This window comes from Nocardia goodfellowii (genome assembly GCF_017875645.1).
GTDB lineage: Bacteria > Actinomycetota > Actinomycetes > Mycobacteriales > Mycobacteriaceae > Nocardia > Nocardia goodfellowii.
In genome coordinates, this window is sequence record NZ_JAGGMR010000001.1 from 2,274,795 (window position 1) to 2,289,590 (window position 14,796).

Genomic DNA, 14,796 nt, shown 5'->3' on the forward strand with positions numbered 1-14,796 from the left:
ACGGGTCAGCTGCCGAGTACCACTTCAGAACAAAGTCACTATGCGCGATCGCTATATGTCGGAATCTTTACAGATCCGAATCGGCGACGATATCTATCGCCGCCACTTCGGCGGGTCGCTCGTCCGCGCGCCGGGCTTCGGCGGTGCGGTCGCCGCGGTGCCACTCCTGCTGCAGTTCCTCGCGGATGCCGAGCCGGCCGTCGGCCTCGTTCTCGCGGTTGTGCAGCCGCCGATGCTCGGGCGGATCCTCGATATTGCGCTGGTAGGCGCGGATCTCATCGGCCTGGTCGTCGTCACCCATGTCCTGGTCGAGCCGTTCGCTGTTCATGCGCGCGTCCCTTCGCCGGGGGTTCAGTACACGCCACCGAGCCTAGTCGCGCCCGAGTGCGGTATCGAGGACGACGCGGGCGCTCAGGGCGATGTCGAGTTGAGCGCGGCGACGCCGATCAGGATCAGCACCAGCGCGAGCGCGACGGAGAAGCCGTTGGCGATCGCGGCCCATTTGCCCAACTGCTCGCCCTTGGCGTGGCCGACAATGCCGAGAATGACGCCCGCCGGTCCGGTCGCGATCATCGGAAGTCCGCAGAGGACGAGGATGGAGAACACCGACGCCGCGAGGCAGGCGAAGCTGATGATCGACCAGATCGGTGTCTGAGAGGGCTGCCCGTACGGCGGCGGATAGGGCGTGGCGTACGGCTGCTGGGGATAGCCCGGCTGCTGGTATTGCTGCGGGTAGGGCTGCTGACCGTAGGCCGGATAGGCGGGCGGGGCCGGCGGCGGAAAACCGGGATAGGGCTGCGGACTGACCGGTTGCGCCCCAGGCGGGGTATACGCGCCGGGGGCGGGCTGCTCCGGCTGCCACACCTGGGTCGGGTCCACCTGGCCGGGCTGCGACACCCGGGTCGGGTCCACCTGGCCGGGCTGCGACACCCGGGTCGGGTCCACCTGGCCGGGCTGCCACACCTGGGTCGGATCCGCCTGGCCGGGCTGCCACACCTGGGTTGGATCCGCCTGGGACGAGTCCTGCGGCTGCTTCGCCTTCCAGAGATCGACCGGCTGCTGCGGATCGTGCGGCGTGCTCATCTGAGTTCCCCTCCCGGTGTGAATCGCCCACCATACTCACACGTCGGCACCGGCTGGGCAAACGACGAACGGCCCGGACGACGAGTCCGGGCCGTTCGCGGGATATGTCAGGCGTTGCCGTTGAAAAGCCCCGTCACCGAACCGTTTTCGAAGACCTCACGGATGGTGCGAGCCAGCAGCGGCGCGATGGACAGCACCGTCAGCTGCGGGAACTTCTTGTCCTCGGTGATCGGCAGCGTGTTGGTGACCACGACTTCCTTGGCGCCGCAGCTGGACAGCCGCTCGGCGGCCGGGGCGCTGAGCACACCGTGGGTGGCGGCGATGACGACGTCGACCGCGCCCGCCTCCTTGAGCACCTTCACCGCGCCGGCGATGGTGCCGCCGGTGTCGATCATGTCGTCGATCAGGATGCAGGTGCGGCCCTCGACGTCACCGACCACACGGTTGGCCACGACCTGGTTCGGCACCAGCGGGTCACGCGTCTTGTGGATGAAGGCCATCGGAGCGTCGGCGAGGTTGTTCGCCCACTTCTCGGCGACCTTCACGCGGCCGGCGTCGGGGGAGACGACGGTGACGTTCTCCAGCGGGTAGTTGTTGCGGATGTACTCCACCAGCTGCACCTGCGCGTGCATGTGATCGACGGGGCCGTCGAAGAAGCCCTGGATCTGGTCGGTGTGCAGGTCGACGGTGATGATGCGGTCCGCGCCGGCGGTCTTGAGCAGGTCGGCGACCAGGCGGGCGGAGATGGGCTCGCGGCCGCGATGCTTCTTGTCCTGGCGGGCGTAGGGGTAGAACGGGAGAACGGCGGTGATGCGCTTGGCCGAACCGCGCTTGAGCGCGTCGATCATGATCAGCTGTTCCATCAGCCACTGGTTCAGCGGCGCCGGGAAGCTCTGCAGCACAAAGGCGTCGGAGCCACGCACGGATTCCTCGAAGCGCACGAAGATCTCACCGTTGGCGAAATCGCGGGCGGTCTGCGGAGTGACGTGGACGTCGAGTTCCTTGGCGACCTGCTCGGCCAGCTCAGGATGGGCGCGTCCCGAGAAGAGCATGAGGTTCTTCTGGTTGTCGATCCATGACGCGGTCACTGCTGTTTGCCATCCTTTTGCTCAATTGCCTTGCTCGACATCTCGTTGGCCGCCGAGATCGCAGCCTCCGCCGCACGCGCCGCATCCGTCCCGGGACGGTTCCGCTGCACCCAGCCCTCGATATTCTTCTGCGCCCCGCCGGATACCGCCAGAGCCCCCGGAGGAACGCTTCTGCGCAGTACAGTACCCGCCCCCGTATAGGCGCCGTCACCCACCGTCACCGGCGCGATGAACATGGTGTCGCTGCCCGTACGTACGTGCGAGCCGACCACGGTGTGATGCTTTTTCACGCCGTCGTAATTGACGAACACGCTCGAAGCGCCGATGTTGCTGTGCTCGCCGATGGTGGCGTCGCCGACGTAGGTGAGGTGCGGCACCTTGGAGTGGGCGCCGATGGTGGCGTTCTTGGTCTCGACGAACGCGCCGAGCTTGCCGGATTCGCCGACCACGGTGCCGGGACGTAGGTAGCTGAACGGGCCGATGGTGGCGCCCGGCCCGATCGAGGCCTGCTCGCCGTGCGTGCGAATCACTTTCGCGCCGTCTCCGACCAGTACGTCGGTCAGCGTGGAGTCCGGCCCGACCTCGGCGTCTTCGCCGATGACGGTGGTGCCGAGCAACTGCACGCCGGGCTTGAGTACGGCGTCGCGGCCGATGCGCACGGCCGCGTCCACCCAGGTGGAGGACGGATCCATGATGGTGACCCCGGCGCGCATATGGCGTTCCAGGATGTAGCGGTTCAGGGTGCGCGCCGCCTCGGAGAGCTGCACGCGATCGTTGACGCCGGTGACCTTCGCCGCGTCGACCAGTCGCGCGCCGTGCACCGGATGACCGGCCTCGCGAGCCAGCTTCAGCACATCGGTGAGGTAGAGCTCGTGCTGGGCGTTGGCGGTGGACAACCGGCCGACCATGGTGCGCAGCACCGCGGCGTCGAAGACGTATACGCCCGAGTTCACCTCGGTGATCGCGGCCTGCTCGGGGCTGGCGTCGGCGTGCTCGACGATCTCGGACACCTGACCCTGGGCGTCCCGGACGATGCGGCCGTAGCCGTTCGGGTCGTCCGGTACGAAGGTCAGCACGGTGACCGCGGATCGTTCGGGGTAGCTGCGGTGCTCGTCGAGCAGCGCGGACAGAGTGTGCCCGTCCAGCAGCGGCACATCGGCCGAGGTGACCAGCAGGTCGCCGTCGAAGCCGGGTGGCAGCGCCGTCAGCGCGCACTGCACCGCGTGCCCGGTGCCCAATTGTTTTTCCTGCAGCGCCGGGATGATCTCGCGGCCCATGATCTCGGCTTCGGCGGTCATCGCGGCGCCGACCTGTTCGCGGTCGTGGCCCACCACGGTGATGAGGAAGGCGGGGTCGATCTCGTTCGCCGCATGGAGCGCGTGCGCGAGCATGCTCCGACCGGCCAGCGAATGCAGCACTTTAGGGGTCTTCGACCGCATTCGCGTCCCGGCTCCGGCTGCGAGAACGACGACGGCGGTCTGCTGTGGCATGAATCTCCCTCGGCTGCCTGTCATCGTGCATGGCGGCGATAGGCCTTCTCGGCTTCGAAAGCGCTCGTGCCGCCGATGTGCTCCGCCGCCAGGACTCGAACCTGAACTATCTGAACCAAAATCAGAGGTGCTGCCATTACACTACGGCGGATTGCCACACCGGCGGATCAACACAGAACCCGCCGCTGTGCCAGCGGCACGGGAAAGATCCTCGCATACTAGTCCGCCTCCTCGCGAATCTTGCGGGGGCCGGGGGTTGGGCGCGTGACGGAGCTGTCTGGAACAGTTGTCGTCGGCAGTGCTGGTCATAGCCGAGGAGGCACGAGGTGACTTCGGGTGAGCCGCATCGGGTAGCCCGTCCGCGGATGACGGGGACCCAACGACGGCAGCAGTTGATCGAGATCGGACGCGCGCTGTTCGCCGAGCGCGGGTACGAGGCGACCTCCATCGAGGAGATCGCGCAACGCGCGCAGGTGTCGAAACCTGTGGTGTACGAACACTTCGGCGGTAAGGAAGGCCTCTACGCGGTCGTCGTGGACCGCGAGATGTCGATGCTGCTGGACATGATCACCTCGTCGCTGACGCACCATCGGTCCCGGGTGCGGCTGGAGCGGGTTGCGCTGGCGCTGCTGACCTACATCGAGGACCGCACCGACGGATTCCGAATCCTGGTGCGGGATCAACCCGTAGCGACCGACGACGGTCGTTACTCCAGTCTGCTCAACGAGGCGACCAACCAGGTGGCGCATATCCTGGCCGGTGATTTCGAGCGCCGCGAGTTCGACACCAGTCTCGCCACGCTCTACGCGCAGGCGCTGGTCGGGATGGTTTCGACGGCCGCGACCTGGTGGCTGGATGTGCGTACACCCTCGAAAGAGGTTGTGGCGGCACACCTGGTGAACCTGTGCTGGAACGGATTGAGCCACCTCGAGGCGGCGCCGAAGCTGAGTTCGCAGGCCCAGGTGGCGATCAGCGGAGTGGAGCTAACCGGCTCGGCTGAGTGACCCGGTATGTTAACCAGCGAATTGCGCTGCGCCCCCTGGGGAATGCTCGAATTCGCTGTCGCACGCCCACCTGGTGGTACGGTTCACCCATCCTCTGGGTGCTGTTCGAGCGGTATGTCGGTCTAATTCGGGATGTCGGTCTACTTCAGGATGGCTGGTTTTAGGGATGACAGGCGGATCTGATGGCTAGGCAAGCGCGCGCGGAGATCACCCGCGACTCCGTCCTTGCGGGCGCTGCCGATGTCTTTCTGCGCTTGGGCTACGCCAACGCGAGCCTCAGCGAGATCATCGCGCAGTCCAATGTGACCAAGGGCGCCTTGTACTTTCACTTCGGCTCGAAGGAAGAGCTAGCGCGCGCCGTGGTGGATCAGGGCAACGAGCGACTGGTCAGCTCGTGCCAGGGCTTCTTCGATCCGCGCGTACCGGCGCTGGAGGCGTGCATCGGCATCACCTACGTGGTGGCCGATCTATCGATGAACGATCCGATGGTCGGCGCCATGCTGAAGCTGACCCATCAGATCGGCGACTACCGCGGGGCGCAGGGCGACAATATCGCCAAGACCTGGGGTGACACCTACCGTTTGCTCGCGGAGCGGGCGATCGCCCAGGGCGATCTGGAGCCGGAGCTGGATCCGGACGTGGTGGGCCTGCTGTTGCAGGAGGTCACGGCGGGCGTGCACATCGTGGCGGTCGGCACCGAGAGCATCGATCAGATGGCCTCACGCATGGAGCGGGCCTGGTATTTCCTGCTGCCGTCCCTCGTGCCGGGTGAAAAGCTCTCCTACTTCAGGGAATTCGCGGCGCGCCGACTGCGCCGGTACGTGCCCTAGTTTCGGCCTCCCTGCCGTCGTCCCGGTCGGCAACGCGCCGGGGCGACGGTGGCGATCCGGCTGTCGTAGGCGGTGACTAGACTCGGTTGGCCGTTCCGGAAAGCCCGCCTGAGCTCAGGAGTCGTTGATGTCCACGCACCGCCCACCTCTCGCCGGACTGGCCGCGGTGGCCGGGGCCGACAGTGCCCTGCGGACCGTCGCCGAGCTGGTCGGCAAGTCGACCGTGGAGCTGGTCGCGCCGAGTGCGGTGCGACCGTTCGTGGCGGCCACCCTCGCGGCGAAGCGGCCGCTGGTGGTGGTGACGGCCACCGGTCGCGAGGCCGATGACCTGACCGTCGAGCTGACCGAGATGCTCGGCGCGAGCGTGGCCCAGTTCCCGTCCTGGGAGACGCTGCCGCACGAGCGTCTCTCGCCGGGCGCGGACACCGTGGGCCGCCGGCTGGAGGTGATGCGCCGCCTCGCGCATCCCGAGGACGAGATCTTCCCGGTACCGCTGCGCGTCATCGTGACGACCGTGCGCTCGCTGATGCAGCCGATGGCGGCGGGGCTCGGCGATGTCGAGCCGATCGTGCTGCGGGTCGGCGCCGAGCTCGACTTCGACGAATTGCTCACGCGCCTGGTCGAATTCGCCTACTCCCGGGTCGACATGGTGGGCAAACGCGGCGAGTTCGCGGTCCGCGGCGGCATCCTCGACGTGTTCCCGCCGACCGCCGATCATCCGGTGCGCGTCGAGTTCTGGGGCGACGAGATCACCGAGGTGCGCGCGTTCTCGGTCGCCGATCAGCGCTCGCTGTCGGAACTGGACATCCCCCTCGTGGTCGCCACCCCGTGCCGGGAACTGCTGCTCACCGCGGCGGTCCGGGAGCGCGCCGCCGAGGTCGCGAAGGCCAACGCGGCCGACGCCGCCCTGGTGGAGATGCTGGACAAGCTGGCCGAGGGCATGCCCGTCGAGGGCATGGAGGCGCTGCTGCCGGTGTTGCAGCCAGGCGAGTTGCGCCTGCTCACCGAGGTGCTGCCCGCGGGCACGCATCTGCTGCTCTGCGATCCGGAGAAGGTGCGCACGCGCGCGGCCGATCTGGTGCGCACCGGTGCGGAATTCCTCGAAGCCTCCTGGACCGCAGCGTCTTTCGGCGGCGCGGCGCCGCTGGGCGGGCACGGGCTCGATCTCGCCGCTTCCGGCTACCGCGGGCTGCCGGAGATTCGTCAGAGCGCCGATGAGCACGATCTGCCCTGGTGGACGCTGAGCCCGCTGGCCTCCGGCGATCCCGCCGAGGTGGTGCTGCCGGTCACCGGCGGTACGTCCGCGCGCGGCTCCGACGAACTCGTCGCGACCATCTTCGCGTCGCTGCGCGCGCATGTCGCGACCGGCGGTCGCGCGGTGGTCGTGGTGGCGGGACACGGTACGGCACAACGCATTCTGGAGCGCCTGTCCGATGCCGAGGTGCCCGCCGCGGCGCTCGAGTCAGGTGCCGAACCGGCCGCCGGCGTGGTCGGCGTGCTGTGCGGTTCGCTGCACGACGGCCTGGTATTTCCCGAGGCCGGCCTGGTGGTCGTCGCCGAATCCGATCTGACCGGTAACCGGGTCACCGCGCCCGGCGAGGGCAAGCGGATGCCCGCCAAACGGCGCAACCAGGTCGACCCGCTCGCCCTGAACGCGGGCGACATGGTGGTGCACGATCAGCACGGCATCGGCCGGTTCGTGGAGATGATCGAACGCACCATCGGCGGGGCGCGTCGCGAATACCTGGTTATCGAATACGCGCCCGGTAAGCGCGGTCAGCCGGGAGACCGGCTGTTCGTCCCGATGGAATCCCTCGATCAGCTCTCCCGCTACGTGGGCGGCGAGATGCCGAGCCTGTCCAAGCTCGGCGGTTCGGACTGGGCGAACACGAAGCGCAAGGCGCGCAAGGCCGTTCGCGAGATCGCGGGCGAGCTGGTGCAGCTGTACGCCGCCCGCCAGGCCGCCCCCGGGCACGCGTTCGGCCCGGACACCCCGTGGCAGCAGGAGATGGAGGACGCGTTCGCCTTCACCGAGACCATCGACCAGATGACCGCCATCGCCGAGGTGAAGTCGGATATGGAGAAGGCGGTCCCGATGGACCGCGTGGTGTGCGGCGACGTCGGCTACGGCAAGACCGAGATCGCGGTGCGCGCCGCGTTCAAGGCCGTGCAGGACGGCAAGCAGGTCGTGGTGCTGGTGCCGACAACCTTGCTCGCCCAGCAGCATCTGCAGACCTTCACCGAGCGCGTCGCCGGGTTCCCGGTCACCGTGAAGGGACTGTCCCGGTTCACCGACCCGGCCGACGCGCGGGAGGTCATGGCGGGCATGGCCGACGGCTCGGTAGACATCGTGGTCGGCACCCACCGCCTGTTGCAGACCGGGATCCGGTGGAAGGATCTCGGCCTGGTCATCGTCGATGAGGAACAGCGTTTCGGCGTCGAGCACAAGGAACACATCAAGGCCCTGCGCACCCACGTGGACGTGTTGACCATGTCCGCCACACCGATTCCGCGCACGCTGGAGATGAGCCTGGCCGGCATTCGCGAGATGTCGACCATCCTCACCCCGCCCGAGGAACGTCACCCGGTGCTCACCTACGTCGGCGCCTACAACGACAAGCAGGTCACCGCCGCCATCCGCCGGGAGTTGCTGCGCGACGGCCAGGTGTTCTACGTGCACAACCGGGTGTCCTCGATCGAGAAGGCCGCCAAGCGGATTCGGGAGCTGGTGCCCGAGGCGCGGGTGGCGATCGCGCACGGCCAGATGAACGAGGACACGCTCGAGCAGACCGTGCAGGGTTTCTGGGAGCGCGAGTTCGACGTGCTGGTCTGTACCACCATCATCGAAACCGGCCTGGACATCTCCAATGCCAACACCCTGATCGTGGAACGCGCTGACGCGCTGGGCCTTTCGCAGTTGCACCAGCTGCGTGGCCGCGTCGGCCGCAGCCGGGAACGCGGTTACGCCTATTTCCTGTACCCGCCGGAGAAACCGCTCACCGAAACCGCCTACGACCGCCTGGCCACCATCTCGCAGAACTCCGATCTCGGCGCGGGCATGGCGGTGGCCATGAAGGATCTCGAGATCCGCGGTGCCGGCAACGTGCTCGGCGCCGAACAGTCCGGCCATGTGGCGGGCGTCGGCTTCGACCTTTATGTGCGCCTGGTCGGCGAGGCGGTGGAGGCCTATCGCGCCGCCGCCGACGGCAAGCCCATCACCACCGGTGAGGAAGTCAAGGAGGTCCGCATCGATCTGCCGGTCGACGCGCACATTCCGCCCGACTACATCGCCAGCGACCGGCTGCGCCTGGAGGCCTACCGCAAACTCGCCTCAGCTCAGGATGATTCGGCGCTAGCCGCCGTCATCGAAGAACTCGTCGACCGCTATGGCCCGCTGCCCGTCGAGGTCGGCCGGCTGGTCTCGGTGGCGAAGCTGCGCCTGCTGGCCCGCGAATACAGCGTCACCGAAATCGCGGTCACCGGCACCACCCTGAAGGTGTCGCCGCTGCTGAACATGCCCGATTCCAAGCAGCTGCGGTTGAAGCGGCTGTACCCGAGCGCGAACTACAAAGCGGCCAGCGGCGTCGTCTCGCTGCCGCTGCCGCGGGTCGAGGACAGCGTCGGCGCGGACCGGGTGCGCGATGTCCAGCTGCTGCAATTCGTCGCGGATCTGCTGCTGGCCCTCGACGGAAAAGCCCAGGGCGCAGTCGATCTCACCGTCGCCACCGAAGCCACGGCGGCCCGATGACCTCCCCCCGGCAGGAGTCCGTCCTGCGCGCGGCCCGCAATGCGGCGGCCGGCACCGACACGGCGGTGGTCGCCCGCGGTCTGGCCGGCGCCGTCGAAGTGATGGACCGCCTGTGGAACTTCGGCGGCTGGGAAGTCACCCAGACCCACGACTCGCTGCGCCCGTACCTGCTCGAGGAAACCTATGAGCTCCTCGACGCCATCCAGCACAACGACGCCGAGACCATCAAGGAGGAACTCGGCGATCTGCTGCTGCAGGTGCTGTTCCACTCCCGAATCGCCCAGGCCGCAGGCGAATTCACCGTCGACGACGTAGCGGCGGCCCTGGTGGCCAAGCTCGTCAACCGCAGTCCGCAGCTCTCGGGAGCGCCCATCGACCCGGCCGCGCCCCTCGCGGTGAAGATCGCCGCCCAGGAAAAAGCCTGGGAGGAGCGCAAATCCACCGAGAAGTCCCGCCGCTCCTGCCTGGACGGCATCGCCATGGCCCAACCGGCGTTGGCCCTGGCCGAAAAGGTCGTCGCCCGCAGCACCAAGGCGGGCCTCCCGGCCGATCTGATCCACGAAGACCTCCGTGTGGTGCACCTCGGTGGCCCGGACAGCGCCGAAGAACGCCTTCGCAAAGCAACTCTGGACTTCGCCACCACCATCCGCCTCGCCGAGGACGCGGCGGAAACCGCCCGCGGCGCCCGCGCACCACTCACGGCCGCCGACTGGCGTTTGTACTGGCGGCGCTGACGGGCTCCACACCCTCAGCCACTACTTCCGTGACTGATCGTCCGCGAACTGATGCACGACGATCTCGTCACCCAGATTGACTGTGCCCGGGTTGTTTACGGCCACCTTGATGCCGAATGTGACGCCACCGCCCGGATCGCGACGGTAGTCGGCGAGCGTGCGGAGAGGTTCGGGACCCGAGCGCTTGCCGGTGAGCTGGTCGACGACGGTGACCTGGCAGCGGACATCCGGTTTCACCCAGCGCAGGTGGGTGTCACCCAGGGTGAAATCACGGATGCCGTCTTCGAAGTACGGGTCGGGCCAGCCGGTCATCACGATGTTCGGACGGAAGCGCTCCATCGGGACGGGGGCCGCGCCTTTTTCCAGGATGCGGGCGTTCAGGTCGTCCAGCGACGACGTCGAGGTCAGATGCAGCGGCGTGGAGTCGGTGAAGGTGATGTCGCCGTGCCAATCGTCGACGGCGCGCTGGTGGTCCGGCGGGACGCGGACGAGGCGGACATCCTCGTCGAGGAGGTCGCTCGCCCAGGCGGCGACCTCGTCGCCCTGGTCGATGCCGTCGCCTTCCCAGGTGTTGTGCACGTTCAGGCTCAGGCGCGGTCCGTCCGGACGCACATCCAGGGTATGGGTTTCGTGGTCCATGGCCGAGAGCGTCAGCTTCGCGCCGTCGCCGGCCAATTCCGGGCGGATCACCGAGAGCCGCGGGGTGCCGCGCTGGCTGCGGAACAGGCCGTCGGGGCGGACGAACATGAACGTGCGATCGTGCGCCACGCCGGTCGGCAGAATCTCCGCCTGCGCCAGCGGGCTGCCCGCGCAGCCTTTGATCGGATAGAGCCAGAGCTCGGAGACGGTAGCCACGAGATCAGCCTAACCGCGCCCACCTGGCATCGGTGGACGCGTAGCGTTGGCCGGGAACGGAATCGGCCGCCCTGAGGTGTGGATTCGGGGCGTGGGAATGCCCAGGGATCGGGAGGTGCCAAATGCTGAGTGTGTTCTCTTCGCCGGGCCATTACGTGCAGGGCCGGGACGCTACCGCGGCTCTCGGCGGTGAACTGGCGCGTCTCGGTATCGGCGGGCCGTTGTTGATCGTCGCGGGTCCCAGCGCGGTGCGGTTGCTCTCCGAGCAGTGGGATCGTTCGCTGACCGAGGCGAAGATCACTTACACGGTGCACCGGTTCGGCGGCGAATGCAGTCGCGGCGAGATCGCGCGGATCACCGCGGCCGTCCAGGAGCAGGGCAGCGCGGCGGTATTGGGCGCGGGCGGCGGGAAGGTGATCGACGCGGCGCGGGCGGTCGCCGCCGATCTGGAATTACCGATGATCAGCTGTCCCACCACCGCCTCCAGTGACGCGCCGTGCAGCGCGCTGTCGGTGATCTACACCGACGCGGGCGAATTCGAGGAGTACAAGCTGGTGGCGCGCAATCCCGCGCTGGTGCTGGTGGATATCTCGGCCGTGGTCCAAGCGCCCGCGCGGTTGCTCACCTCCGGCATGGGCGACGCACTGGCCACCTGGTTCGAAGCGCGCACCTGCGTCGCCGGGCACGTGCGGAACATGCGCGGCGGAGCCTCCACTCGCAGCGCCGTCGCGCTCGCCGAACTCTGTTATCGGACTCTGCTCGCCGACGGGGCCGACGCGTTGACCGCCGTCGAAACCCGCACGGTCACACCGGCGCTGGAACGCATCGTCGAAGCCAACACATTGCTGTCGGGTCTGGGCTTCGAATCATCCGGGCTGGCCGCGGCCCATGCGGTGCACAACGGGCTCACCGCGGCACCGCGAACCCATCCGTTTCTGCACGGCGAGAAGGTGGCCTTCGGCGTGCTCACCCAGCTGGTGCTGGAAGGCGCGCCTGCCGCGGAGATCTCCACCGTGCTCGCCTTCTGTGCGTCGGTCGGCTTGCCCGTCACCCTGGCCGCGCTGGGCCTGGATGACGCCGATCGAGACACCTTGTCCGCCATCGCGACCCGCGCTGTCGCGCCCGGCGAAACCATCCACAACGAGCCGTTCGAGGTGACCGCTCCGCTGGTGCTGGACGCCCTGCGCGCCGCCGACGCGCTGGGCCGGAAAACAAGTGACCTATAACACAGTGTGATTTCGGCGGGCCCGAGAGCCCCAGGCCCGACACCGAAACCTCACCTACTCGCAAGAGTGTCGTCACCGTGCGCCGGGAATCCTGTAAACGGGCCTTCGCTATTCTGGCGGTGGAACCCGAAGCCAATGGCGGGCAAACCCGCCGGGAGGGACCTCGGTCCGGTGCGCATCAGCAGAGTCGCGGAGCACCCGCGACCGAACCACGTGTTGTTCCATTTCAGCGACACTCATCTGATCGCCGGCGACGGCGAACTCTACGGCGCTGTCGACGCCGAACAACGCCTCCGCGAAGTCGTCGAGCAGGCGGCGGCCACGCATATCCGCCCGACCGCCCTCGTGTTCACCGGCGATCTCACCGACAAGGGCGAGCCCGCCGCCTACGACAAGCTGCGGGCGATCGTGGAACCGTTCGCGCGGCACGTCGGCGCGCCGATCGTGTGGGTGCAGGGCAATCACGACGACCGCGGCACTCTGCGCCGCAAGCTGCTGCACGAGCGCCCGTCGGCCGCCCCGCTGGACCGGGTGCACATGATCGACGGGTTGCGCGTCATCGCTCTGGACACCTCGGTGCCCGGTCACCACTACGGCGAGATCTCCGACGAGCAGCTGGCTTGGCTGCGCTCGGTGCTGTCCGAGCCCGCCCCCTTCGGCACCATCCTGGCCATGCACCATCCGCCGGTCCCGTGCGTGATGGATCTGGCGGTGACGGTGGAACTACGCGAGCAGCGCCGCCTCGCCGATGTGCTGGACGGTAGCGACGTGCGCGCGATCCTGGCCGGGCACCTGCATTACTCCACCTCCGCGACCTTCGCGGGCATCCCCGTGTCGGTCGCGTCGGCCACCTGCTACACCCAGGATCTCGGAGTGTCCGACGGTGGCCAGCGCGGCCGCGACGGGGCGCAGGCGTTCAACCTGGTGCACGTCTACCCGGAAACCATCGTCCACTCGGTCGTTCCGATCGAGAAGGGCAGCACCGTCGGCGCTCCGGCGACGCCGGAGCAGGCGGCGGCGCGGCTGGCCGAGGCGGGCATCGTCATCCCGCCCGCGGCCCGGATCCCGTTGTTCATGCGGCGCCCGCAGCCGGCTGAGCCTGAACCGGCCCACCCACTGGATCGGTTGTCATCGCCCGAGGAATCGGACGGCGAATCGGTGCACTGAGCCCCCGGCGTTCCCAGGGCGCCGGATCGGGGAAGTAATTCGCCAGGAATTCCGAAACACGCTGTGTCCGCTCGGCTTCGGAGATCTCGGGGAAGCTGCCGTCGTTGAGGCAGAAGAAGTCGACGTCGCGATCCCGTTCCAGCCCGTCGAGCAGTTCCAGGCCGCCACGGCTGGTGGTGTCCACATAGCGCACGCGCGCCATTTCCTGCGGCACCGCGCGCCCGGTGAGCAGCGCGTAGTAGTGGTACAGCGAGTTGGTGACGGAGATGTCGGTGGCGGCGCGGAACCGGCTGGTCCGGGTACGCGCGAAGTCGGCCTCGAACGTCGCCTCCATCTCGTGTAATACGCTGCGGCGCAACGGGACCGGGGTGTGTTCCAGATGCCGTGTGATGACATGACCGAACCGCTCGGCCAGCAGCGCGCGATTGCGCCGGGCCGCGTTCTCGAACCCGCTGCGGCGCTCATGGTTGCGGCCCGGACCGATCCGGGTGTCGGCCTCGATGAACCGGCTGATGCCCGCGGGGGTGAAGAACATCGACGGACGCACCGGCCGGGCGAAGAACATGTCGTCGTTGGAATACAGGAAGTGCTCGGACAAGCCGTCGATGTGCTGCAACTGGCATTCGACCGCATGTGAATTGAAGATCGGCAGCCCGCTGGTATCGCTGAAGTGGTCCAGCGCGCGTACCACGGTGACCTTGGGGTGGTCCGAAAGCCATTCCGGCACAGCGGAATCCGTCGCGATGAAGATACGCCGGATCCACGGCGCGTTCTTGTATACCGCGCGCAGCGCGTATTTCAGTTCATCGATCTGGCGGATGCGGGCGTCGGCATCGTCACCCTCGCCGACCACCACCTGGGCCAGCATGCCCGCCCGCCGCGCCCGGAACTCCGGGTCGGTGCCGTCCACCCAGGAGAACACGATGTCGATATCGAAGCCGACATCGGTCGGCTGCGGCGCGAACATACCGTCCAGCGTCGGCCACACCCGGTCGAACAGGCGCACCTGCGTGTAATCCACGTCGGCGAGGTCGAAGACGGCGCGGGTCAGCGCGTTGGGGCGCGGGCATTCGACGGTGTCGCCGTGGTACTCCCACAGTTCCAGCTCGACGTGGTGGGCCGGATCGTGGTCGCGGCCGATGCGGAAGACATTGTGGGCCAGTTCGATACAGGCGAAGCCGGCGGCCACGGCGTTCGCGGTCACCCGCCGCACCATGGCGTGATGCGCGGCGTCGGTGGCCAGGGCGAGCCGGTGCCCGCTGTCGCGGATCAGCAGGAACGGCACCTCGGCCGCCGCCAGTTCGGACCGCAGGTATGCCAGGTCCTCGATCATCGCCTCCGAAACCATCAGGTTTCCGGCCGTCAGCGCAGCTCCGGCCAGCATTCCCGGGTTTGCTCCCATATCCATCATCGGTGTAACTCCCTCCATACGTATCGATCGCCATGACTCCCCCCCGGGGCACCGCGCCGGAACATCGGACGACGGCCCTGCCGACACCGTGGTGTCGGTTCCGGGCGGTCGTGTCCGGCGCGGTCGAAGTCAGGGATGCGGAACAGTGCCGTAAGGCAGG

Annotated in this window: 12 protein-coding genes and 1 tRNA gene; 6 read left to right on the plus strand and 7 right to left on the minus strand. The window is 67.8% G+C overall.

The genetic code is table 11. The features are described from left to right. Positions 1 to 67: 67 nt before the first annotated feature. From BJ987_RS10025 to BJ987_RS10045, 5 genes are all read right to left on the minus strand, one after another. Positions 68 to 328 (minus strand): hypothetical protein, encoded by a 261-nt coding sequence (locus BJ987_RS10025; RefSeq protein ID WP_209887272.1) that lies wholly within the window; start codon positions 326 to 328, stop codon positions 68 to 70. A gap of 83 nt (positions 329 to 411) precedes the next feature. Beyond that, positions 412 to 1,083, minus strand: a complete 672-nt coding sequence (locus tag BJ987_RS10030; protein WP_209887276.1) for a hypothetical protein — start codon at positions 1,081 to 1,083, stop codon at positions 412 to 414. A 107-nt stretch (positions 1,084 to 1,190) separates the two neighbouring features. Further along, entirely contained in the window at positions 1,191 to 2,171 is a 981-nt protein-coding gene (locus BJ987_RS10035) for a ribose-phosphate diphosphokinase (protein ID WP_209887279.1), read from the minus strand. After that, positions 2,168 to 3,661, minus strand: a complete 1,494-nt coding sequence (gene glmU, locus BJ987_RS10040) for a bifunctional UDP-N-acetylglucosamine diphosphorylase/glucosamine-1-phosphate N-acetyltransferase GlmU (RefSeq protein WP_209887282.1) — start codon at positions 3,659 to 3,661, stop codon at positions 2,168 to 2,170. The genes BJ987_RS10035 and glmU overlap by 4 nt, the downstream gene beginning before the upstream one ends. Positions 3,662 to 3,741: 80 nt before the next feature. Continuing rightward, positions 3,742 to 3,812: transfer RNA gene (locus tag BJ987_RS10045), tRNA-Gln, on the minus strand. Positions 3,813 to 4,026: 214 nt separating this feature from the next. Here BJ987_RS10045 and BJ987_RS10050 point away from each other — a divergent pair. From BJ987_RS10050 to BJ987_RS10065, 4 genes are all read left to right on the plus strand, one after another. After that, positions 4,027 to 4,665: a TetR/AcrR family transcriptional regulator gene (locus tag BJ987_RS10050; protein WP_209898133.1), complete on the plus strand. Its 639-nt coding sequence runs from the start codon at positions 4,027 to 4,029 to the stop codon at positions 4,663 to 4,665. Between the two features lie 182 nt (positions 4,666 to 4,847). Then, complete coding sequence (locus BJ987_RS10055; protein ID WP_209887285.1) at positions 4,848 to 5,495, plus strand: TetR family transcriptional regulator; 648 nt, start codon at positions 4,848 to 4,850, stop codon at positions 5,493 to 5,495. Positions 5,496 to 5,622: 127 nt separating this feature from the next. Then, entirely contained in the window at positions 5,623 to 9,243 is a 3,621-nt protein-coding gene (gene mfd / locus BJ987_RS10060) for a transcription-repair coupling factor (RefSeq protein ID WP_209887288.1), read from the plus strand. Then, positions 9,240 to 9,977 carry a nucleoside triphosphate pyrophosphohydrolase gene (locus BJ987_RS10065; protein ID WP_209887292.1) on the plus strand — a complete coding sequence of 246 codons (738 nt, stop codon included), beginning with the start codon at positions 9,240 to 9,242 and terminating at the stop codon, positions 9,975 to 9,977. The genes mfd and BJ987_RS10065 overlap by 4 nt, the downstream gene beginning before the upstream one ends. A gap of 21 nt (positions 9,978 to 9,998) precedes the next feature. Here BJ987_RS10065 and BJ987_RS10070 read toward each other — a convergent pair whose 3' ends face one another. Then, on the minus strand, positions 9,999 to 10,832 hold the full coding sequence (locus tag BJ987_RS10070) for an MOSC domain-containing protein (protein WP_209887295.1): 834 nt from the start codon (positions 10,830 to 10,832) through the stop codon (positions 9,999 to 10,001). Positions 10,833 to 10,954: 122 nt separating this feature from the next. Here BJ987_RS10070 and BJ987_RS10075 point away from each other — a divergent pair, with 122 nt between their 5' ends. Then, a complete protein-coding gene (locus BJ987_RS10075) occupies positions 10,955 to 12,058 on the plus strand; it encodes a glycerol dehydrogenase (protein ID WP_209887298.1) in 1,104 nt (367 codons plus the stop codon). 135 nt (positions 12,059 to 12,193) lie between these two features. Beyond that, complete coding sequence (locus BJ987_RS10080; protein ID WP_245365890.1) at positions 12,194 to 13,225, plus strand: phosphodiesterase; 1,032 nt, start codon at positions 12,194 to 12,196, stop codon at positions 13,223 to 13,225. On the opposite strand, the gene BJ987_RS10085 is transcribed toward BJ987_RS10080, so the two are convergent. Further along, a complete protein-coding gene (locus BJ987_RS10085; protein WP_209887304.1) occupies positions 13,131 to 14,636 on the minus strand; it encodes a stealth family protein in 1,506 nt (501 codons plus the stop codon). The two genes, BJ987_RS10080 and BJ987_RS10085, sit on opposite strands and share 95 nt — an antisense overlap. Positions 14,637 to 14,796: the final 160 nt, after the last annotated feature.

Bases quoted from the DNA above. Each gene is read 5' to 3' on its own strand.
- BJ987_RS10025 (WP_209887272.1), bottom strand. From the start codon at position 328: ATGAACAGCGAACGGCTCGACCAGGACATGGGTGACGACGACCAGGCC.
- BJ987_RS10075 (WP_209887298.1), top strand. From the start codon at position 10,955: ATGCTGAGTGTGTTCTCTTCGCCGGGCCATTACGTGCAGGGCCGGGAC.
- BJ987_RS10055 (WP_209887285.1), top strand. From the start codon at position 4,848: ATGGCTAGGCAAGCGCGCGCGGAGATCACCCGCGACTCCGTCCTTGCG.
- BJ987_RS10080 (WP_245365890.1), top strand. From the start codon at position 12,194: ATGGCGGGCAAACCCGCCGGGAGGGACCTCGGTCCGGTGCGCATCAGC.
- BJ987_RS10085 (WP_209887304.1), bottom strand. From the start codon at position 14,636: ATGATGGATATGGGAGCAAACCCGGGAATGCTGGCCGGAGCTGCGCTG.
- BJ987_RS10065 (WP_209887292.1), top strand. From the start codon at position 9,240: ATGACCTCCCCCCGGCAGGAGTCCGTCCTGCGCGCGGCCCGCAATGCG.
- mfd (WP_209887288.1), top strand. From the start codon at position 5,623: ATGTCCACGCACCGCCCACCTCTCGCCGGACTGGCCGCGGTGGCCGGG.
- glmU (WP_209887282.1), bottom strand. From the start codon at position 3,661: ATGCCACAGCAGACCGCCGTCGTCGTTCTCGCAGCCGGAGCCGGGACG.
- BJ987_RS10050 (WP_209898133.1), top strand. From the start codon at position 4,027: ATGACGGGGACCCAACGACGGCAGCAGTTGATCGAGATCGGACGCGCG.
- BJ987_RS10030 (WP_209887276.1), bottom strand. From the start codon at position 1,083: ATGAGCACGCCGCACGATCCGCAGCAGCCGGTCGATCTCTGGAAGGCG.